General features: G+C 67.5%; 20 protein-coding genes, 1 tRNA gene and 1 other RNA gene. 4 read left to right on the plus strand and 18 right to left on the minus strand.

The genetic code is table 11. The annotated features are described in order from the left end of the window. Positions 1-84: 84 nt before the first annotated feature. From ACWDSI_RS05765 to ACWDSI_RS05800, 8 genes are all read right to left on the minus strand, one after another. Positions 85-822, minus strand: coding sequence for a uracil-DNA glycosylase (locus tag ACWDSI_RS05765; RefSeq protein ID WP_449755934.1), 738 nt, complete (start codon positions 820-822; stop codon positions 85-87). Between the two features lie 16 nt (positions 823-838). Further along, entirely contained in the window at positions 839-1,336 is a 498-nt protein-coding gene (locus ACWDSI_RS05770; RefSeq protein WP_449756039.1) for a uridine kinase family protein, read from the minus strand. A 115-nt stretch (positions 1,337-1,451) separates the two neighbouring features. After that, on the minus strand, positions 1,452-3,014 hold the full coding sequence (locus ACWDSI_RS05775) for an alpha/beta fold hydrolase (protein ID WP_449747316.1): 1,563 nt from the start codon (positions 3,012-3,014) through the stop codon (positions 1,452-1,454). Positions 3,015-3,185: 171 nt separating this feature from the next. After that, positions 3,186-3,797 carry a recombination mediator RecR gene (gene recR, locus ACWDSI_RS05780; protein WP_449747315.1) on the minus strand — a complete coding sequence of 204 codons (612 nt, stop codon included), beginning with the start codon at positions 3,795-3,797 and terminating at the stop codon, positions 3,186-3,188. 42 nt (positions 3,798-3,839) lie between these two features. Further along, entirely contained in the window at positions 3,840-4,214 is a 375-nt protein-coding gene (locus ACWDSI_RS05785; RefSeq protein WP_449747314.1) for a YbaB/EbfC family nucleoid-associated protein, read from the minus strand. A 23-nt stretch (positions 4,215-4,237) separates the two neighbouring features. Continuing rightward, positions 4,238-4,618 carry a hypothetical protein gene (locus ACWDSI_RS05790; RefSeq protein WP_449755935.1) on the minus strand — a complete coding sequence of 127 codons (381 nt, stop codon included), beginning with the start codon at positions 4,616-4,618 and terminating at the stop codon, positions 4,238-4,240. A 5-nt stretch (positions 4,619-4,623) separates the two neighbouring features. Beyond that, complete coding sequence (locus ACWDSI_RS05795; protein ID WP_449755936.1) at positions 4,624-5,592, minus strand: pseudouridine synthase; 969 nt, start codon at positions 5,590-5,592, stop codon at positions 4,624-4,626. Positions 5,593-5,636: 44 nt separating this feature from the next. Further along, entirely contained in the window at positions 5,637-6,077 is a 441-nt protein-coding gene (locus ACWDSI_RS05800; RefSeq protein ID WP_449755937.1) for an SRPBCC family protein, read from the minus strand. A 96-nt stretch (positions 6,078-6,173) separates the two neighbouring features. Between ACWDSI_RS05800 and ACWDSI_RS05805 the strand changes: the two genes are divergently transcribed. Next, on the plus strand, positions 6,174-7,571 hold the full coding sequence (locus ACWDSI_RS05805; RefSeq protein WP_449756040.1) for an FAD-binding oxidoreductase: 1,398 nt from the start codon (positions 6,174-6,176) through the stop codon (positions 7,569-7,571). Continuing rightward, positions 7,568-8,890, plus strand: a complete 1,323-nt coding sequence (locus ACWDSI_RS05810) for a class I SAM-dependent methyltransferase (protein WP_449755938.1) — start codon at positions 7,568-7,570, stop codon at positions 8,888-8,890. The genes ACWDSI_RS05805 and ACWDSI_RS05810 overlap by 4 nt, the downstream gene beginning before the upstream one ends. A gap of 494 nt (positions 8,891-9,384) precedes the next feature. On the opposite strand, the gene ACWDSI_RS05815 is transcribed toward ACWDSI_RS05810, so the two are convergent. From ACWDSI_RS05815 to ACWDSI_RS05855, 9 genes are all read right to left on the minus strand, one after another. Continuing rightward, a complete protein-coding gene (locus tag ACWDSI_RS05815; protein WP_449755939.1) occupies positions 9,385-11,550 on the minus strand; it encodes a DNA polymerase III subunit gamma and tau in 2,166 nt (721 codons plus the stop codon). A gap of 163 nt (positions 11,551-11,713) precedes the next feature. Next, complete coding sequence (locus tag ACWDSI_RS05820) at positions 11,714-13,000, minus strand: glycosyltransferase 87 family protein (RefSeq protein WP_449755940.1); 1,287 nt, start codon at positions 12,998-13,000, stop codon at positions 11,714-11,716. Positions 13,001-13,006: 6 nt separating this feature from the next. Next, positions 13,007-14,287, minus strand: coding sequence for an aminotransferase class I/II-fold pyridoxal phosphate-dependent enzyme (locus ACWDSI_RS05825; protein WP_449755941.1), 1,281 nt, complete (start codon positions 14,285-14,287; stop codon positions 13,007-13,009). 67 nt (positions 14,288-14,354) lie between these two features. Continuing rightward, positions 14,355-14,449, minus strand: an RNA gene (gene ffs, locus ACWDSI_RS05830) — signal recognition particle sRNA small type. A 149-nt stretch (positions 14,450-14,598) separates the two neighbouring features. Beyond that, positions 14,599-14,687 (minus strand) — tRNA-Ser (locus tag ACWDSI_RS05835). Positions 14,688-14,756: 69 nt separating this feature from the next. Further along, on the minus strand, positions 14,757-15,398 hold the full coding sequence (locus tag ACWDSI_RS05840) for a trypsin-like serine protease (RefSeq protein ID WP_449755942.1): 642 nt from the start codon (positions 15,396-15,398) through the stop codon (positions 14,757-14,759). 66 nt (positions 15,399-15,464) lie between these two features. Next, entirely contained in the window at positions 15,465-16,370 is a 906-nt protein-coding gene (locus ACWDSI_RS05845; RefSeq protein WP_449755943.1) for a DUF5996 family protein, read from the minus strand. Between the two features lie 69 nt (positions 16,371-16,439). After that, positions 16,440-17,534 (minus strand): DNA polymerase domain-containing protein, encoded by a 1,095-nt coding sequence (locus ACWDSI_RS05850; protein ID WP_449755944.1) that lies wholly within the window; start codon positions 17,532-17,534, stop codon positions 16,440-16,442. 1 nt (position 17,535) lies between these two features. Beyond that, positions 17,536-18,588 carry an ATP-dependent DNA ligase gene (locus ACWDSI_RS05855; RefSeq protein WP_449755945.1) on the minus strand — a complete coding sequence of 351 codons (1,053 nt, stop codon included), beginning with the start codon at positions 18,586-18,588 and terminating at the stop codon, positions 17,536-17,538. A gap of 233 nt (positions 18,589-18,821) precedes the next feature. Between ACWDSI_RS05855 and ACWDSI_RS05860 the strand changes: the two genes are divergently transcribed. Further along, positions 18,822-19,094, plus strand: coding sequence for a hypothetical protein (locus tag ACWDSI_RS05860; protein ID WP_449747302.1), 273 nt, complete (start codon positions 18,822-18,824; stop codon positions 19,092-19,094). A gap of 67 nt (positions 19,095-19,161) precedes the next feature. On the opposite strand, the gene ACWDSI_RS05865 is transcribed toward ACWDSI_RS05860, so the two are convergent. Further along, the gene (locus tag ACWDSI_RS05865; RefSeq protein WP_449755946.1) at positions 19,162-19,968 is read right to left on the minus strand and encodes a hypothetical protein; all 807 of its coding nucleotides are present in this window, start codon (positions 19,966-19,968) and stop codon (positions 19,162-19,164) included. 113 nt (positions 19,969-20,081) lie between these two features. Between ACWDSI_RS05865 and ACWDSI_RS05870 the strand changes: the two genes are divergently transcribed. Further along, positions 20,082-20,801, plus strand: coding sequence for a response regulator transcription factor (locus tag ACWDSI_RS05870; protein ID WP_449755947.1), 720 nt, complete (start codon positions 20,082-20,084; stop codon positions 20,799-20,801). The last annotated feature ends 29 nt before the right edge of the window (positions 20,802-20,830 follow it).

The raw sequence follows: 20,830 nt of genomic DNA on the forward strand, positions 1-20,830 counted from the left end.
GAACGGTAGTGCTGGTGCGCACTTCGTGAATGTCCGCACCGGCAGGCCGATTCCGGTGCCCTACCGGTCATCCGGCGCATCACGTCACTCATCGTTGCCATCGTAGTCATCTCCGGTCACGGACAGACCCGCATGCCGTCCGGCGGCGATCAGCACCGCGCGCAGCATCGCCGGCGTGAGCCGGCCGGTGAAGGTGTTGTGCTGGCTCACGTGGTAGCTGGCGAACACCGACAGCTCGCGGCCGTCCCGGACGATGGTGGTGCGCGCACCGTGTGCAAAGCGCGGTCGCGGTCGCGGGACCTCCCAGCCCAGGTCGGCGAATCCGGTGAGTGCGCTGCGCCATCCGAACGCGCCGAGCACCACCACCGAACGCAGCGTCGGCAGCAGCAGGTCGAGTTCGTCATGCAGCCAGTGCGCACATCGGTCCCGCTCATCGGGGGTCGGCTTGTTCTGCGGCGGTGCGCAATGCACCGGTGCGGTGATCCGCACTCCGTCGAGCGTGAGGCCGTCATCGGCCGAGATCGCGGTGGGTCGGTTGGCGAGCCCCACGTCGTAGAGCGCCCAGTACAGCACGTCGCCGCTCTGGTCGCCGGTGAACATCCGGCCGGTCCGGTTGGCGCCGTGGGCGGCGGGGGCAAGACCGAGAATGAGCATGGCGGCGTCGGGCGGACCGAATCCGGGCACCGGCCGTCCCCAGTAATGCCAGTCGGCGAAGGCCGCCCGCTTCTCGCGGGCCACCTGCTCGCGCCACCGCACCAGCCGAGGACAGGCCCGGCACTCCACGAGGTCGGCGTCGAGTGCACTGATACTGTTGTAGGACATGGTGTTTCGCTCTCGCTCAATCGAGGACGCGGCACCGTTCCCGGGTGCGGTCGACGGCAAACCAGCCGCGCTCGAACTGTTGCCACCGTTCCAGGAAGGGACGAGAGGCCTCGCCGTCGCGGGCCACGGCCCGTTCGATCCGTTCGGGCGCCGTCCCACCGTCGAGCCACAGCGCGTAGGTGAGGCGGTCGGCGATGCGCCGTCGTGCCGACGACACGCCCTCGACGATCAACAAGGGCTCCCACCGGTACCAGACCCGGCTGCCGACGGTGGGTTCGCCGTCGACCCACACCCGCGGGCGGTACCGGTAGTCACGTCGGCGCACAAAGCTGTGCAGCACATCCGATTCCAGTTCCGGCCACCACGCCACGGGGTTGTCCCAGGTGGCGAATTCGTCCGTGCGGACGAGGACCACACCGGTGCCGCGGGCGGTGAGTTTCGCGACCAGCGCATCGGCGACCGTCGACTTTCCGGCGCCCGAAGGTCCGTCGATGGCCACGATCCCCGACACCATCTCGGCGGCGAGCTCGTCGAGTTGGGCGTCGACATACGGGTCGATCGCTCCCGCCGCGCCTTGCGCGGGAGTCGGCGAATGGTCTTGAGTCACTTGCACACTCATACTGCTCCGATCACCAGATCACCCCGGAGCCACGCGTGGGCGCCGACGGCAGCTTGGGCACCAGAGGTGTGGTGATCGGGGCCTGCGGGGCCTCAGTGACCCCGGTGCGCCCGGTGCGGAGGTATTCGACGATGGCGTTGTCCACCGGTGCGTTGTCGCGGCCGAACTGACCGTGATCGCCGCCCCCGACGGTGATCAGGTGACTGCGCATGGCCCGCTGAGTGGCGAGCGACCCCTGATACGGGGTCTGCGGGTCGCCGACACTGTCGAGTTGCAGAGGCTGCACGGCCAGACCCCGGTTGGCGATGGCAACCGGCTTGGTCACCGGAGGCGCTCCGGCACAAGCCATCCCGGACTGATAGATCAGTCCGGGGCCGGTGAAGACGTCACCGACGAGGAAGTTGGCGTAGAGCGAGGCGGGGATCAGTCCGGGCTGGGCCGGTGCCTGATTCTCGTTGCACAGGATGAGTTGCTGCATCTGCTGCAGATTGGTGAGAATCTTCTCGACATCTTTGCTCGGCGGTTTCGCCTTGTACCGCCCGGAGGTCAGCAGGGCGACGACGGGCCAGGCGTTCCGGTCGGGTGCGGCTTCCCGGGTCAACAGCAGCAGACGTGAATTGGTCTGCACCCCATCGGGAACCACCAGGGTCGCGATGAGATTGGCCAGTTGTGCCCGCGCCTCGGCGGTCAGGTTCACCCCGGCGATGTACTGCTGCGCGATGGCCGCGAAGGCCGGCGGTACGTCGCCCACCTGTGCCGGTGGCGCGGCGAGCGACGGGGGAACGCCCGCCTCGAGCGTCACCCGGTCACTCCAGCGCCGATACACCGCCAGCGGTGTGGTGCCGAGGTGATAGACGTTGTCGTGCTGAGCGATCCACGTCATCATGGCATTCACCCGCGCCTTGTATCCCGCGGTCTGCTCGGCGAGCACGTCGTTCCAGATCCACGCCGGATTCACCGCGGAGTCGAGTACGAGCCGATCGGTGTGCTGCGGAAACAGCGTCGCATAAGTGGACATCAGCAGGGTGCCGTAGGAGATGCCGTAAAGACTCACCTTGTTCACGCCCAGGGCGCGTCGTACCTGCTCGATGTCGCGAGCGGTGGTCTCGGTGGTGATCGTCTTGGTGTAACCGGGCGTCTTCTGTTCGCACGACTCGCGGCCGGCTCGCCCGATTTCGAGTTCGGCGCCGACGGGCACCGTATCGCTGCACTGCACCGGGGTGGAGCCGAGCAGGCCACGCGGTTGCACCGCGACGAGGTCCCACTCGTCGCGCATCGCCGCAGGCGGCGTCAGCCCGCTGAACATCCCGATGGCGTCGCCGCCGGGACCGCCGGGGTTCCCGACGATCACACCGCGCTTGGCCGCCTGGTCGCGGGCGGGAAGCCGACTGATGGTCAGGGAGATGGTGGGTCCGGACGGGTCGGCGTAATCGCGCGGAACCCGCAGCGTCGCGCACCGGGTCTCCTTGGAGGCACCGTGGATCGGTGCGCACGGGCCCCAACTCAGCGTCGGCGAGGCGGTGGCGGGAGCGTTCGCCACGCCGGTCGCCGCGAACGCGATCAAGGTGGCCACGGCGACGAGCAGCCCGAGGCACCGGACCGATGGGCGTGGACGAGTTCCCCTGGGTGGCACCCACCATCTGTAGCAGACGCCTCGACCGGATGTGGGACAACAAGCCGCAGCCGGCCGCGGTCGCACGCCGTCGTTCGCCGGGAAGTACGTCGTTGAGGTGAGGATGCCCGTTCAGGTGAGGATGCGGCGACCCGACAGGGCACGACCGAGGGTGAGTTCATCGGCGAACTCGAGGTCGCCACCCATCGGCAGGCCCGACGCGAGGCGGGTGACCGACAGCCCCGGGAAATCCTTGAGCATCCGCAACAGATAGGTGGCGGTGGCTTCGCCCTCGGTGTTCGGGTCGGTGGCCACGATCACCTCGCTGACCTCTACGCCGTCGTCGGCAGAGGCGAGGCGGCGCAGCAGCTCGCGGATACGCAACTGATCGGGACCGATGCCCGACAACGGGTCCAGCGCCCCGCCGAGAACGTGATAGCGGCCGTGGAACTCCTTGGTGCGTTCGATCGCGTGCACGTCCTTGGGTTCTTCCACCACGCAGATCTTGGTGGCGTCGCGTCGCGCATCCGCGCAGATCCGGCAGAGCCGGTCGGCCGACACGTTGCCGCATTCGGCACAGAAGGTCACATCGTCGCGAACCCTGCCGAGCGCGGCGATCAGGCGGTCGATGTCGGCCTTCTCGCCGGCAAGCAGGTGAAACGCGATGCGCTGGGCACCCTTGGGGCCGAGCCCGGGCTGCTTGGCCAGCTCGTCGATGAGGTCCTGGATCGGTCCCTCATACATGGATGCACGCACACATCTGCGGTGCCGTCGGCTGACTCGCCATCAGCCCAGGCCGGGCAGCCCGCCCGAACCACCCAGTCCGCCCGCGAGCGGGCCCATCTTCTCGCTGGTCAGTTCGTCGCGTTTGGCGGCGAGGTCCGACAGTGCGCCGAGCAGCAGATCCTGCAGGGTCTCGACGTCGTCGGGGTCGACGATCTTGGGGTCGATGGACACCGCGGTGATCTCGCCGGTGCCGGTTCCGGTGACGCTCACCAGTCCGTTGCCGGCCGAACCGGTGACCTCGGCGGCGGCGATTTCCTCCTGGGCGGCGAGCAACTGGGCCTGCATTTGCTGTGCTTGGGCGAGCAGCCCGGCCATCGGGTTGTCGTCACCGCCGCCACCGCCGAACAGGGAGCTGGGATCGAAAGGTTGAGTCACGCGGTCCAGGGTAGTCGGTGGGTTCAGCGGAGCAGCCGCTCGACATGCTCGACGATCTCGTCGACCGTCGCATCCCCCACCGGTGTGATCTCGAAGGACAGTTCCGGTTCGCCGAACAGCATGCCCGCGCGGCGGGTGAGGGCGAATTCGAGCCGGTTGCCGTCGACGCGGCGCCACTCGAGGACGGCCCCGTAGATCGGGGCGCTCGCCCCGGTTGTCACGCAGTGCTGGTGCCGGCGCCGATCACCGCCCTCCGGGTTCCCGGCCGTCCGGGTCCCCGCGGCCTGTGTGTCGGCGAGCAGTTCGCGCTGGATCTGGAAGCAGGCCATCGACTCGTCGTCGATGAACACCACCGCCTCGCAGCCGAGGTCGGGGTGCCGCTCGTAGGAGGCCCGGATGGTCACGGACCTCAGGGTAGTTCGTCGACGCGGTACCGGGACTGGAAGAGTCGGCGCTCCCCCGAGATCGGGTCCTCGAACTCCAGCGAGTGCGCGACGAGCCGCAAGGGGTGGTCGAAGTCGCCGTGGTCGGGTCGCGCAGCGAGGTCGGGGCGCACCTCGGGATAGAGCGGATCACCGACGATCGGGGTCCCCAGCGAGGCCATGTGCAGCCGCAACTGATGGGTGCGGCCGGTGTGCGGGATCAGCCGGTAGACGCCCAGCGCCTCGGGTCCGGGCCGCACCGTGTGCAGCAACGTGATGTCGCTGATCGCGTTCACCGGGCCGTCGACCACCAGCGCGCGTAGGTCGCCCGAGGTCTTCTCGATGCGATCGCGCACGGTCACCCCGTCGGCGAGGCGGTCGTCGACCGGCGCCAGCGCGCGATACTGCTTACGCACCCGACGCGCCGCGAACAACTCCTGGTAGGCCGCTCGCACCTCGGGGCGAAGCGTGAACAGCAGCACCCCTGCGGTGAGCCGGTCGAGGCGATGCGCGGGGGCCACCTCGTCGCTGCCGAGTTCGCGCCGCAGCCGGACGAGCGCGGTCTGGGTGACGTGCCTGCCGCGCGGCATCGTCGCGAGGAAGTGGGGTTTGTCGACGACGACGATGTTCTCGTCGCGGTAGAGAACCGGCATTTCGAAGGGGATCGGCACCTCGTCGGGCAGGTCGCGGTAGAGGTACAGCGAGGTGTTGCGGCGAGCCGGTCGATCAAGATCGACCGGGGCACCGTCGGCGTCGACGATCTCGCCGCGTCCGGCACGTCTGCGCAGTTCGGTTTCGGTCAGGCCCGACAGTGAGTCCGTGTCGAGCAGGCACCGCAGCACCGTTCGTTCGGGTCCGTCACGCAGCACCACCCGGGTGGCGTCCACACCGTCGCGCGGCGGCAGCGGTGACGGGCGTGCACGGCCCCGACGACGCGGCCGCTGATCACCGCGCACGACGCCCGCCGAGTACTTCTCGCGCTGTCGACTTCTCGAATCGCCTACTTCTCGAGCCGCTTCTTCAGATTGCCGAGCACCTCGGCCTGAATCGCGGCGAGACCCTTCGGCGCGAATCTCTTCTCGAAGAATCCCCCGACGCCGGTTGCGTTGCTGGTCCAGGTGGTGGTGGTTCGCACCGAGCTGCCCGAACCCGCGGGGCTCACGCGGTAGCTGGTCACCATCGAGGAATTCTCGTCGCGTTCGGTGACGGTGTCGGGGGTGACCGACACGACCGCCTTGACGTCACGCTGCCGCTTCGAGGTGGCCTGCAGAATCCAGTGCACCACGGTGCCGTCGCCGTTGCCGCCGCTGATCACCGCGTAGTCCCGATACTGCTCCGGGAGAATCGCCGGCCGCACCTCGTTGTAGTCGGCCAGCGCACCGATCACCGCGTCGGGTGTGGCGTCGATCTCGATCGAATGGGTAGCGGAAATCTCACCCACGACGGGTACTCCTTTTCGGATGAACAACCAACCAACGGATTGGCGGGTCTGGTGAACAGGTCCTAGGCTAGCCGGGTGAACTCGGCACGGTTGGAGATGGGGGCACAGGCATTCGACGCAGGAGTCTCGAGGCTTCTGGCGAGCTATCGCGCCATCCCGCCGCAGGCCACCGTACGTCTGGCCAAGAAGACGTCGAACCTCTTCCGTACCCGCGCCAAGAACCCCTACCCCGGCCTTGACGTGTCGGGTCTCGACCGGGTGATCTCGGTGGATCCCGACGCGCGCACCGCCGATGTCGCCGGGATGTGCACGTACGAGAATCTGGTGGCCGCCACGCTGCCGTACGGTCTGGCGCCGCTGGTGGTTCCGCAGCTCAAGACCATCACGCTCGGCGGCGCGGTGACCGGACTCGGGATCGAGAGCACCTCGTTCCGCAATGGTCTGCCGCACGAATCGGTCCTGGAGATCGACATCCTCACCGGCGACGGCGAGATCGTGACCGCCACCCCCACCAACGACTACTCCGACCTGTTCTTCGGATTCCCCAATTCCTATGGCACGCTAGGTTATTCGGTTCGCCTCAAGATCGAACTGGAGCGGGTGGAGCCGTATGTCGCACTGCGGCATATCCGTTTCACCGATCTACGCGAACTCGAGGCGACGATGAGCACCATCGTCACCGAACGCAGCCATGACGGCGAGGCCGTCGACTATCTCGACGGAACCGTGTTCACCTCCGACGAGGCGTACCTCACACTGGGCCGCCGCACGGACGAGCCGGGACCGGTCAGCGACTACACCGGCATGGACATCTACTACCGCTCGATCCAGCATGCGCGGTCGGCCACCCCCAAGCGCGACCGGCTGACCATCGGCGACTACCTGTGGCGCTGGGACACCGACTGGTTCTGGTGTTCACGAGCCTTCGGTGCGCAGAACCCCAGAATCCGCCGCGTGTGGCCGAAGAGATTGCTGCGGAGCAGCTTCTACTGGAAGCTCATCGGCTACGACAAGCGTTTCGACATCGCCGACCGCCTCAACCGGCGCAAGGGGCTACCCGCGAACGAGCGGGTGGTGCAAGACATCGAGGTTCCCCTCGAGCACACCACGGACTACCTCGAGTGGTTCCTCGAGAATGTGCCGATCGAACCGCTCTGGTTGTGCCCGTTGCGGTTACGGGAGCCGGCCTTGCCCGGCGCCGATGCGGTGCGTCCCTGGCCGCTGTATCCGCTCGAGCCCCGTCGCACCTATGTGAATGTGGGGTTCTGGTCGGCGGTCCCGGTGACACCCGGCGACCCCGGACACACCAACAAGCTCATCGAGCGAAAGGTGGCCGAACTCGACGGCCACAAGTCGTTGTACTCCGAATCGTTCTACGCTCCTGAGGAGTTCGACGAGCTGTATGGCGGCGAGAACTATCGGCTACTCAAGAAGCGCTACGACCCACGCGGCAGACTTCTCGACCTCTATGCGAAAGCGGTGAAGCAGCAGTGACCACATTCCGAGAAGGTTCACCGGCCTCGGCCGAGGCACCCGCCGGCAAACTGACCCTGGCGCAGGTCTTCGAGGCGATCGTGGGCGGCGACCTGAGCATCCGCATCACCGCCTACGACGGCAGCGCCGCCGGTCCTGCCGACGCCGAGTACGGACTGAACCTGAAGACTCCGCGTGGCACAACCTATCTGGTCACCGCCCCCGGCGATCTCGGACTGGCCCGCGCATACGTCTCCGGCGATCTGGAACTGGTGGGCGCACACCCCGGCGATCCGTACGAGGCGCTCCAAGCGCTTGCCGCCGACCTCGAGTTCAAACGCCCGTCTCCGCTCACCCTGGCCCACGTGGCCCGCTCCCTGGGACTCGAGCATTTCCGTCCGATCGCCCCGCCGCCGCAGGAGGCACTGCCTCGGTGGCGCCGGTTCGCCGAAGGCCTGAGGCACAGCAAGGCCCGCGACGCGGAGGTGATCCACCATCACTACGACGTGTCGAACACGTTTTACGAGTGGGTGCTGGGGCCGTCGATGACGTATACGTGCGCGGTGTACCCCGACCTCGAGGCGTCGCTGGAGACCGCCCAGGAGAACAAGTACCGCCTGATCTTCGACAAATTGCGACTCAAGCCCGGTGACCGGTTACTCGACATCGGTTGCGGCTGGGGCGGAATGGTGCGGTACGCCGCGCGGCACGGCGTCAAGGCGCTGGGCGTGACGCTCTCCGCCGAGCAGGCCGCCTGGGCCAAGCAGGCCATCGTCGACGAGGGTCTCGGCGACCTCGCCGAGGTGCGGCACAGCGACTACCGCGACGTGGTGGAGGGTGATTTCGACGCGGTGTCGTCGATCGGCCTCACCGAGCACATCGGGGTGAGCAACTATCCGTCGTACTTCTCGTTCATGCGAGACAAGCTGCGCGTGGGCGGAATGTTGTTGAACCACTGCATCACCCGGCCGGACAACTTCAAGAACGCGCGCGCGGGTTCGTTCATCGACCGGTACGTGTTTCCCGACGGAGAGTTGACCGGTTCGGGCAAGATCATCTCCAAGATCCAGGACATCGGCGGTCTCGAGGTGCTGCACGAAGAGAACTTCCGCGATCACTACGCGATGACCCTGCGTGACTGGAACCGTAATCTCGTCGAGCATTGGGACGAGGCGGTCGCGGAGGTGTCGGAGGGCACCGCGCGCCTCTGGGGCCTGTACATGGCTGGCTGCCGGATCGGATTCGAACGCAACATCATTCAGCTTCATCACGTGCTGGCCACCAAGCTCGACGCCAAAGGCCGCAGCGACCTTCCGCTGCGCCCGTGGTGGCAGCCCTAGGCTGGTCGAGCGGGCCCGGATCCGGGTCGAGCGTGCCCAAATCTTGGTCGAGCGTGCCCAGATCCCGGTCGAGCGTGCCCAGATCCGGGTCGAGCGTGCCCAGATCTCGGTCGAGCGTGCCCGGATTCGCGTCGAGCGTGCCCAGATTCCGGATGACTGTGCCCACCAGGTGGTTTCGACAGGCTCAACCAGCGGACATTGCCCACCAAGTGGTTTCGACAAGCTCAACCAGCGAACCGACGCGCAACCAGCGGACCGACGCTCAACCAGCGGACCATCCGGGTTGAGCGTGCCCAGATCCGGGTTGAGCGTGCCCACCAGGTGGTTTCGACAAGCTCAACCAGCGGACATTGCCCACCGAGTGGTTTCGACAAGCTCAACCAACGGACATTGCCCACCAAGTGGTTTCGACAAGCTCAACCAGCGAACCGACGCGCAACCAGCGGACCGACGCTCAACCAGCGGACCGACCCTCAACCAGCGGACGGCGGGTGTCACTCCAGCGGGCGCGCCCCGAGTTCGTTCTGCAGTAGCTCCATCGCGAGTTTGTCCTGATCGACACGGACGCCAGGTCCGCCGCGATGGGCCTCCGCCACCATCTCGGCGCGTTCGGCGTCGGGGATCTCGTCGTCGGGACGCGGCGGTTCGGGTTCCTCGGGTTCAGCGGCCGATTCGGGCTGCGCGACGGGCCGTTCGCCCGAATCTGATTGTCCGCGAGCACGGCTCGGCCGCGCGTAGGTTTGTGCTCGACGGTTGGGTGTGGACTTGGTCGGCGCTGCGGACGCCGACGGAGCTGCCGCACCGGGCGCCTGGTGGATGGTTCGAACGTCGAGGTCGGTGCCGAAGACCTCACGCAACGCCTCACGGATGATCGACACCGCGTGTGGCGCCGACAGCCTGCCGACCAGCACCTCCACCGGATGTCCGAATACCACGACGTCGTCGTCGAGGTCGACGATCACGGCGGCCGACAGCATCGGCTCGATGCTCTTGGAGCGCTCCCGAACCGCGGATCGCACCTCCTGCAGTCGCCGTTGCACGGTGTCGACGTCAAGGCCGGTGTCGGTCGGCGGCGGTGACTCCGACACGGGCTCCGCGGCCTGCGCGGCCGACCGACGCGCGACACCCGGCTCGTCCGGCGGCGCAGCGGACTCGTCGACGGGCTCCTCGGGTAGCGGGATGTCGTCGTCGACCGTGACAGCGGGCGGTTGCGGCGAACTGGGTGGCTTCTCCACCGGCTGCTTCTCGGCCACCGCCTGCTTCTCGGCCACCGGCTGCGGTGCCACGGGCTGTGGTGCCACGGGCTTCTCGGCCACCGGCTGCTTCTCGGCCACCGGCTCCGGTGCCGTCGGAGTCTCGGCAGGGGGTTCGACGGGCTCGGGGCTGGGCTCGGCCTTGCGCTGCGACGGCCGAACGTACTTCGGCGGATCGTCGGACGGAGGGGATGGTGGAGGCGCGGCACTGCCCTCACCACGTGGGCTCACTGTGGGTGCCGATGGCGCGGCCGGTCGCACACCGGATTCGAGCCGTTCGAGGCGCTGGAGCACCGCCGCTTCGTCGTCGGAGACCGCGGGGAGCAGCATCCGCGCGCACATCACCTCGAGCAGCAGCCGAGGCGACGTGGTACCGCGCATCTCACCGAGTGCGGTGTGCACGATCTCGGCGAATCGGGTGAGTCCACCCGGCCCGAGTTTCTCGATCTGGGCATTCATCCGCGCGAGCTGATCGCCGGGCGCCTCCACCAGTCCTCGTTGTGCTGCGTCCGGAACTGCCTGCAGCAGAATGAGATCCCGGAGTCGCTCGAGCAGGTCGACGGCGAAACGTCGGGGGTCGTGGCCGGCGTCGACCACCTTCTCCACGGTGGCGAACAACCCCGCCCCGTCGGCGGTGGCGAGTGCGTCGATGGCGTCGTCGATGAGCGCGATGTCGGTGACGCCGAGCAGTGCGAGGGCGCGGTCGTAGGTGACGCCTTCGTCCGACGCGCCGGCAAGCAATTGGTCGAGAATCGACAGCGAGTCGCGCGGTGAGCCGCCACCGGCACGGATGACCAGCGGAAAGACGTCGGGTGCCACGGTGACACCTTCTTTGGCGCAGATGCGTTCGAGCAGGCCCCGCATCACCGGCGGGGCGAGCAGCCGGAACGGGTAGTGATGGGTACGCGAACGGATGGTCGGGAGCACCTTCTCCGGCTCGGTGGTCGCGAAAACGAAGATGAGGTGCTCCGGTGGTTCCTCGACGATCTTGAGCAGCGCGTTGAAGCCCGCGTTGGTCACCATGTGCGCCTCGTCGACGATGAACACGCGGTACCGCGACTCCGACGGAGCGTAGAAGGCGCGGTCACGCAGCTCACGGGTGTCGTCGACGCCACCGTGGCTGGCCGCGTCGAGCTCGATGACGTCGAGGTTGCCCGGTCCGCCGGGGGCGAGCGCCACGCAGGACGAGCAGACGCCGCACGGCGTGGACGTGGGGCCCTGCTCGCAGTTCAGCGATCGGGCGAGGATGCGCGCCGACGACGTCTTACCGCACCCGCGCGGGCCGGAGAACAGGTAGGCGTGGTTGATCCGGCCACTGTCGAGCGCGCGGCTCAGCGGATCGGTGACATGTTCCTGACCCACGACTTCGGCGAAGGTTGCCGGGCGATAGGTGCGATACAGAGCCACGCGTCGAGACTACCGGCGGGTGCCGACACACCAAGCCGCTGCCCCACAGGGGGGCGACACCCCGGGCACGCTCAACCCGAAACCGGGCACGCTCAACCCGAAACCGGGCACGCTCAACGCGGATCTGGGCACGCTCGACTCGGATCCGGGCACGCTCGACGGGCTACCCGACCGGGTCGCGCTCGGTGTCGGCACTGGGAAGGGGAGATGTCCGCGAAGTGCGGAACACCAAGATCGTCGCGATCGACGTCCCGAGGAACACCGCGTTGTAGGGGTACACGGTGAACCATTCGAGCCATGCGATGCCGTGCTTGAAGAACAGCCCGATGAGGTAGGCGTCGGGGACCGTCTTGTTCACGAACCAGATCGGATGCGCGAGATACGTCCGCCACGAGAACGCGACGAGGATCAGGCAGGCGAGCCCGAGCCCCGCGGCGACGCGCCGCGGCGCCGACAGGTCGGTCCGCAACGCCAGGTGCACGCAGATCACCATGACCGGAACGAACCACACCCAGTGATGCCCCCACGACATCGGGGAGATCGCACAGGCGGTCATCCCGACCAGCGACAACGCCAGCAACTCCTGACCGTTGCGGTGCGCCAGAACCGCAGCGTACATCCCCAGCGTCAGCGCGGCCAGCACCAGCACCAGCCACAGCAGCCCGTTGGGATGGTCGGTGTGGATCAGATTGGCCAGCCACCCGCGGATCGACTGGTTGCCGACCGTCTGCGGGGCGCCGACACGATTGGAGTCGAAGAGCTTGTCGGTCCAGTACGCCCACGATTCCGCGGGCAATGCGATGAATCCGACGACGATGGTGCCGACGAACCCGGCGATCACGCCCAGCATCGCCCGCCAACGGCGCAGCAGACCCAGATAGAGGATGAAGATCAGCGGCGTCAGCTTGATGCCTGCGGCGATACCGGTGCCGACTCCCATCACACGGCTGCGGTCGGGTCGTAGCAGGTCGGCGAGCACGATCAGCATCAGGAAGACGTTGATCTGCCCGTACCAGATGGTGGTGCGCACCGGTTCGAGCAGCAGCGACACCGCCACCAGCGATACCGCGATGACCCGCAGCGGCCAACTCGCCCGCCGGCCGAGTGAGCGGAAACTGAGCATGATCACCAGGTAGAGCGCGATGAAAATGCCTGCGGTCCAGATGATTCGAGCGGCCTCGAACGGCATCCACGCGAACGGGAAGAAGATGATGGCGGAGATGGGCGCGTAGGTGTAGTCCATCTGCCCGAGCAGTTTGGCGTCGTAGAGACTCCCACCGTCGAGCACGGTCTGGCTGCCGGCACGATAGACGTCGAGATCGAGCTGATTGTCGAACAGACCCCAGAAGGGTGTGGTGTAGGGCACCACAACGTCCTGCAGCCACAGCGCGAGCACCCCGACGAGCGCGAACCCGGCGGCCACCAGCCACCGGCGAGACACTCTGCTCATCCCGGCTCAGGAGTCGGCGGCCGAGAGCAACGTCTCGGTGGCCGCGAGGAGCACACACGTGGCCACGCCGTCCATCGCGGCACGCAACTCGTCGATGCCGGGGAAGGTGGGCGCGAGCCGGATGTTCCGGTCGTACGGATCGTCCTTGTAGGGGTAGGTCGACCCGGCCGCGGTCAGCGCGATACCCGCCTCCTTGGCCAGCTGGATGGTCCGCTTGGCCGCGCCGTCGATCACGTCGAGGCTGATGAAGTAGCCGCCCTCGGGCTCCGACCAGGCCGCGACCTTGGAGTCGGCGAGACGGTCGGCGAGGATCTCGAGCACGAGCGCGAACTTCGGCGCCAGTAGGGCGCGGTGCAGGGCCATGTGCTCGTGCACGCCAGCGGCACTACCGAAGAACCGGGTATGCCGGAGCTGGTTGATCTTGTCCGGCCCGATCGTCGAGAACGACAGGTTCTTGGTGAACCAGTCGACGTTGGCCGGCGAGGAACCGAAGAACGCGACGCCGGCACCGGCGAACGTGATCTTCGACGTGGACCCCAGGACGTACACCCGGTTGGGGTTGCCCTCCTGCGCGGCGATGTCGATGATCGGCAGCGGCGGCGGGGGCGCGTCGACGAGGGTGTGCACCGCGTAGGCGTTGTCCCAGTAGATGCGGAAGTCCGGGGCGGCGGGCATCGACATCAACGCCCGCGCGACCTCCTCGGTGTAGGTGGCCCCCGTCGGGTTGGAGTAGGTGGGCACCGCCCACAGGCCCTTGATGCTCGGATCGGCAGCAGTCAGTTCCGCGCACACGTCGACGTCGGGGCCGTTCGGCAGCATCGGCACCGGGATCATCTCGATGCCGTAGTGCTCGGTGATGGCGAAGTGCCGGTCGTAGCCCGGCGACGGGCACAGGAACTTGATGGGTGCCGCACCCCACGGGATCGTGGAGTCCGGGTTGCCACGCAACAGCGAGAACACGGTGAGCTGATGCATCAGCTCCAGGCTCGAGTTGCCGAAAGCGATGAGATTGGCGGGGTCCACGGCGAGCAGTTCACCGAAGATCGCCCGCAGTTCGGGCAGGCCCGCGATGCCGCCGTAGTTACGGGTGTCGGTGCCCGCGGCGTCCCGAAAGTCGTCGGCGCCGGGCAGGGCCAGCAGTTCATTGGAGAGATCGAGCTGATCGGCGGCGGGTTTCCCGCGGGTCAGGTCGAGTTTCAGGCCGGCCGCACAGAGCGCGTCGTAAAGCTTGCGCAGGTCGTCCTGGGTGGCGCGGAGCTGGTCGGCACTCATCGAGTGGTAGTTCAACGCGAAGCCCTCTCGCCGGGCCGACGCGGCTTTGGCTCTCGCGGCCCGACGGCGCTGGTGACCTTGTGATGGGGGACCCCGCGCACCCGAGAGAGCCCGTTGACCCTTGCTGCCTTCCGGCCCTGGGGGAGTTCACAGGATGCACGCCGCGCGGGATCCGTCGTCAATTCTAACCAGGCGTGCGCCCAACGAGCACACCGGCCCTGGTCGACGCACACCATCACCGGATTCAACGCGAAAACGCGGCGCGAACCGGTAGACGCGGTGGCTGTACCACCAGCGTTCACCGACTCGCACCGCGTTCGACGATTTGGCGGAGGATGGGGGATTCGAACCCCCGAGGGCTGTTAACCCAACCCGCGTTCCAGGCGAGCGCCATAGGCCACTAGGCGAATCCTCCAGGCTCAGCGATGATAGCGGGCGTCGCGCCCGCTACCCAAATGCGTGCGGCCGCAGGTGGGTGTCCTGGTCAGCGCGGATGGCCGGGAATCAACGACACGGGTGCGATCAGGGTGGCCGTGTCCGACCCCGCCGACAGGATGCCGATCACTCGCCCGCTCGCGTCGCGGACACCCGCCCCGCTGTCGCCCGATCGCGACACCAGGCTCGACTCCACGCTGACGGTGTCGTGCAGGATGAGGAACGGCGGGGCCAGCGAGAAGCCGCGCGCGCTGCGCACCTCGGGTCGGGGGTCGGTGATCACTCCGCGGCCGAATCCCGAGGTCACACCGAACTTGGTCACGGTCTGCCCCTTCCGGAAGCCCGACGACCAGTCGATCGGGTCGACGACAGCCCTGGTGCCGGGCGCCAGGCGGATGATCGCGATGTCGAGACCTTGGTTGATGCCGTTGGCGCGGATGGTCCCGATGCGCTTGCCCCCGCCGGTGTAGACGTCTTGACCGACGTTGCCGCAATGCCCTGCGGTCAGGGCGTCGGTGGCCGAGACGACGGCGCCGAGGGTGCATTCGGCGGCGGTGACGAGTGTCTGCGGGACCTCGATCTCCATGCCGGACCGCACCGGTAGGACGGCGGCGCGCGCGGTGGCCGCGGGAGCCAGCAGCGTCGCGACGACCGCGCCGAGAATCGCGACCATCACAGCGGTCTTCTTCAATGTCCCCACCTCGAATCCGGTCCAGCACGACCTGACGCACCGGCGATCAATCACCCTACGTCCTTCTCAGCGCAGCGGCAGCGGCCAATCGGCGAGGCGGGCCGCCGCGTCGTAGGTCGACTGCAAGAATTCCAGCACCAGTGCATCGGGGTCCGACGCACTGCGCACCGCCGTGTACGGCAGCAGGAACTCGCCGAGCGATTCGTCGAAGTAGGCGGGGTCGGGAGCGACGACGGCGTCACCGAATCCGTCGGGTCCGGGATAGGCATAGGAATAGAACGCCCCTTCCGCACCGCCGCCCGGCCAGTATCCCGCGCTCGACAACTGCGCGTCGTAGGCCTTGTGCATCACCCAGTCGGGACAGTTGGGTATGCCGCCGGGATGCAGCGGTGCGCCACGTCCGGAGAAACGGGTGACCGCGAGATCGAAAGCGCCCCAGAAGAAGTGCACCGGACTGCATTTCCCGGTGAACTGTCCGCGGAAGGTGTCGAACACCCGCTTGGCACTGACCATCGACGTCCAGAACCGGCGCATCGCGTCGGCGTCGTAGGCGGCGTTCGTGGTGTCGTCGGGAAACGGGATGGCCTCGGGAAGTTCGACGGGTTTGGGGTAGATCGGGAACTCGATGCCCAGCGAGCCCAGTTGGGCGAGGTAATCGGCATAGAAATCGGCGACGGTGCGGGGCTCGAGCCGCACCTGCCGTCGCTCGCCGCGAGTGGTGACGATCTCCAGAACGTCGGCGGTGAAGTCGAACACCACTTCCACCCCGTAGCCGTCGTAGGGCATCAGTGACGTGGTCAGTCCCACCGAATTCACATACAGCGCGACATTCCACCAGTGATTTTCCGGCGGCGACAAGGCAAGTCGCGTCTTGCCGACGATCTGCGTCCACAACTGCACGGTGTCGCGGGTGTCTTCCCATTCGGCCACCGGCACCTCGGGCCAGGGATGGGGTTCGCGCGTGGCAGGCATCGGATCTCCTTCGTGGTCGGATGGCGTCGAGCAACCGGTGTTCGGTGGACGGCGATCACAACGGCGGGTTCAGCCTCCGGTGATGCGGTTACCGTGGGAATCCCAGTGTGCGCCGACCTTCTTACTCGGTTGCACCCGCGGCGGTTCCCCGGGCATCTTCGGATAGCTCGGCGGATACGGCATATCGCCGAGACCATCGGCGTCGTCACGCTGCACGAGTTCCAGCAGGGGTTCGAGCCCGCGACGGTGAGAGGCGATGTCGGCCATCGGATCTCCCCTCTTGGCCAGCAGGTCGGGCACGGTGGAGATGGTGCAGTCGTCGGGATTCACGTCGGCGAGTTCGGCCCAGGTGACCGGCGTGGACACCCGGGCGGTGGCGCTGCGTCGCACCGAGTACGGCGACGCCATCGTGCGGTCGCGGGCGTTCTGGTTGAAATCGATGAAGATGCGTTGTCCGCGTTCCTCTTTCCACCAGGAGATGGTCACCGCGTCGGGCTTGCGGCGTTCCATCTCGCGGGCCAGCGCTATCACGCAGCGCCGTCCGGCGATGAAGTCCCACCGCGGTTCCACCGGGATGTAGACGTGAATCCCCCTGCCGCCGGACGTCTTCGGGAATCCGGTGTACCCGAGTTCGTCGAGCAGCGGGGCCAGCACGTCGAGCGCGACCGCCCGCACGTCGTCGAAGTCGGTGCCCGGCTGCGGGTCGAGGTCGATGCGGAGCTGATCGGGATGGTCGTTGTCGGTGCAGATCGTCGGCCAGGTGTGGAAGGTGACCGTCCCGAGGTTGGCGGCCCAGACGACGTCGGCCGGGATCGTGGGCCGCAGCGCGTCTCCGGTGCGCCCCGACGGAAAGGTGATGCGAGTGGACAGCACGTGTTCGGGACGCTTCTTGGGGATGTGCTTCTGGTAGATCTCGTCACCGTCGACGCCGTCGGGAAATCGCTGCAGAAAGGTCGGGCGATCGCGCACGGCGGTCATCATCGGCCCGTCGCCACCGGCTTTCCCGCCCGCCACGTGTTTGGCGACGCGTTGGTAGTAGCCGACCAGATCGCGTTTGCGGCCGCCGTTCTCACCGAGTTGCGGAAAGTAGATCTTGTCTGGGTTGCTCAGGCGTACCGCGACGCCGTCGACGGCGAGTTCTTCGGCAGGCGAACGAGATGCCATGTCAGTCAGCGCCTTCCAGCACGTCGTGCAGATCGTAGGTCAGCGGCACCTCGAGCTGGTCGTAGCCGCATCCGGCGGGATCGCGGTCGGGTCGCCACCGCAGGAACTTGACCGTGTGGCGGAACCGACCGTTCTCCATCTGGTCATACGCCACTTCGGCGACGAGTTCTGGGCGGATCGGGATCCACTCCTCCGACTTCTCCGACCGCCAGCGCGTGGGTTGCCCCGCGGCGGGTGCCTCCGGATCGAGACGCAGTGGTTCGAACATCTGCTGCAACTCGATTCGCTTGCGGTCGGTGAACGCCCCCGCGCCGCCGACCATCCGCGGCTGACCATCGGCGTAGAGACCCAGCAGCATCGACCCGAGACCCGTGCCGCTCTTGTGTACGCGATAGCCGATGACCACACAGTCGGCGGTGCGTTTGTGCTTGACCTTGAGCATCTCCCGTTTGCCCTGCACGTAACGACCGCCCAGACGTTTGGCCACCACCCCGTCGAGTCCGGCGCCCTCGAACGCCGAGAACCACTCGTGGGCCTCGGCGGCATCGGTGGTGACGCGACTGACACGGATCCGTCGTCCCGCCTCGTCGTCGCCGACGGCGTTCAGCAGCGCCTCCCGGCGCCGGGCGAACGGCTCGTCGATCACGGAGATGGAATCGAGAGCCAGCGCATCGAATCCGATGAAGATGGCCGGGGTTTTCTCCGCGAGCATCTGCACCCGTGACTCGGCGGGATGGATGCGCTGGGCCAGCGAATCCCAGTCGAGCCGATGGGTGTCACCCAACAGAGCCGGCACGCCGATCTCACCGTCGAGCACCACCTTGGCGGGTAGTTCCACACGCGCGGCGTCGACGATCTCGGGAAAGTAGCGGGCCAGATCCTTACCGCCGCGGGAACCGATGTACACCTCGTCGCCGTCGCGAAAAATCAACGCGCGGAACCCATCCCACTTGGGTTCATATGACCACTCCGGCTCACCGTCGGGTTGTTCGGGGACGGCATCGACCGCCTTGGCGAGCATCGGCGCGATGGGCGGCATCACCGGGAGGTCCACCACCCCATCGTCCCTACTGGATTCGATTCCCGCAACGACCCCCGTATCCCGGCGCGACTCTCACTCTGTTCACACGTCGATCCGCATCTGCGCAGTTCGGCACACGACGCGCATGAGGAACCGGTGAGGCGCGACGTCGAGGCGTTGTCGTGAGCACGCCCGGCCCGCATCGTCGGTGGTGCCCGACGCAGGGCGAAACAACCGAATTGAAGTCCCACGGAAAGGAAATGACCATGTCCATCACCACACGTTCGACACGAATCCGCCGCCTTGCCGCCGGTGTCGCCGCCGCCGGCGCCCTCACCGCACTTCCGTTGATGGCCGGGGCCGGCAGCGCCCACGCCGCCGACCCGGGCCCCGGCATCGGCAAACCGGGTCCCGGCGTCATCGACTGGGGATGCCCCGGACTCCCGCAGAAGAAGCAACAGCACGGTGATCCCGGCCCCGGAGTCGGCAAGCCGGGTCCGGGAATTCACGACTGGCGTTGCCCCGGACCGCTGAACTGAGCAGCGGGTTGCACCGAACCCCGACCGAACGGCCCCGCGCATGCGCGGGGCCGTTCACGCGTGCACGTCAGCACATGTCGATGCGTTTGCAGATCCGGGTGAGGATCGGATGCTCTCGTGTGGGCACCGGCTCGTTCGTCGGCGTCGACGACGGCGGTCGGGGGGTCGACGTCGGCGCAGTGGTCGGCGTGGTGGTCGCGGCGGCCGCGCGGGATGCGGCGGCCTGATCGTCGAGCACCTGCTGGTGGCGCGCACATCCACCGATCGGTCCCCGTTTCGCCGACCACGCGTCCGATTCGGCGGCCACCAGGCGCGGGTACAGCGTGCGCCCGGGTTGCGGCATGTCCGCGACCGCGGATGCGACCTGCTTGTCCACCGGTGGCGCGTCCCCGCCATGACGCACCGGCGGCTGCACCTGTGCCTCACCGGCACGCAGGAGCTGTTCGTTGATGCTGGGGCCGCTCGGATCGGTGGATCGCGGTGCACGGGGGAACACGTAACCGGTCAGCACGTCGCCGTTCGGGTCGCGGCCGGCGACGCGCGCCACCACCACGGGTGTACCGACGGCGACGGTGCGCGACAGCGCGGCGGAGAGATCGGAGTGCGCGGCAGCCGGCGCCGGTCCCCCCGCACACACCACCGGCACGATGGCGGCCAGGCGAACCGACACCGGTCGGGCCAGTCCGGCGTCGACCGCGAGGTCGTCGGGCCCGATCGCGGACACCTCCCCCACCAGCGTCGCCGCCGCGGGGACCACCAGAGACGTCGACGGCGCCACGTACACCTGATCATTGGAGGCGCAGCCACCGAGGAGTGCAGCCAAGCCGAGCAGGGCGCTCGATCCGAGGACACCCACCGTCACCACGCGATGCACACTGACACCCTAGCCAGCAGTGGGCGGCGGGTAGATCGTCACGCGTGACTCTCACCGATCTCTCATCGGTTCACGTCCGTCGAACAGGCCCACACGCCGTACCGTTGAGGACCATGGTCAGCGGACCGGAGCACCGGGCACGAGTTCTCGTCGTGGACGACGACGACGCGATACGAGCGTCGGTGAGCCGCGGACTGCAGGTCTTCGGCTTCGACGTCGAGGTTGCCAGCGGTGGCACGCAGGCACTTCGGATCTTCGACGAGGACCAGGTGGAGGCGATCGTGCTGGACATGACGATGCCCGACCGCTCGGGGATGAGTGTGATCAGCGAGCTGCGCGACCGCGGCAGCACGGTGCCGATCTGTGTGCTCAGCGCGCGCAGTTCACCCGAGGCGCGGATCGCGGGGCTCGAGGCGGGCGCCGACGACTATCTGGTGAAACCGTTCGTGCTGGCCGAACTGACCGCGCGGCTCGGCGCCCTGCTGCGGCGCAGCAGGCGTGACCCGCATGTGCCGCGGTCTCGCCAGCAGCCCCTCGAGGCCGGCCCGCTGCGGGTGGACCTCGCCGCGCACCGCGCGTTCCGCGACGACCTCGAACTCAATCTCACCCGCCGCGAGTTCGACCTGCTGGCCACGTTCGCACAGAATCATGGCCGGGTGCTCAGCCGCGCCGAACTCCTCGAAACCGTGTGGGGCTACAACTTCGCCACCGACACCAACGTCGCCGACGTCTTCGTCGGCTACCTGCGACGCAAGACCGAGGTGGACGGGCGCCCGCGGATACTGCACACCGTCCGGGGAATCGGTTACGTGCTGCGGGACGAGGAGACGTGAGGTCGGGGCTCTCGACCACACACGGCGGT

It is taken from the genome of Gordonia sp. NPDC003429, from assembly GCF_053588575.1.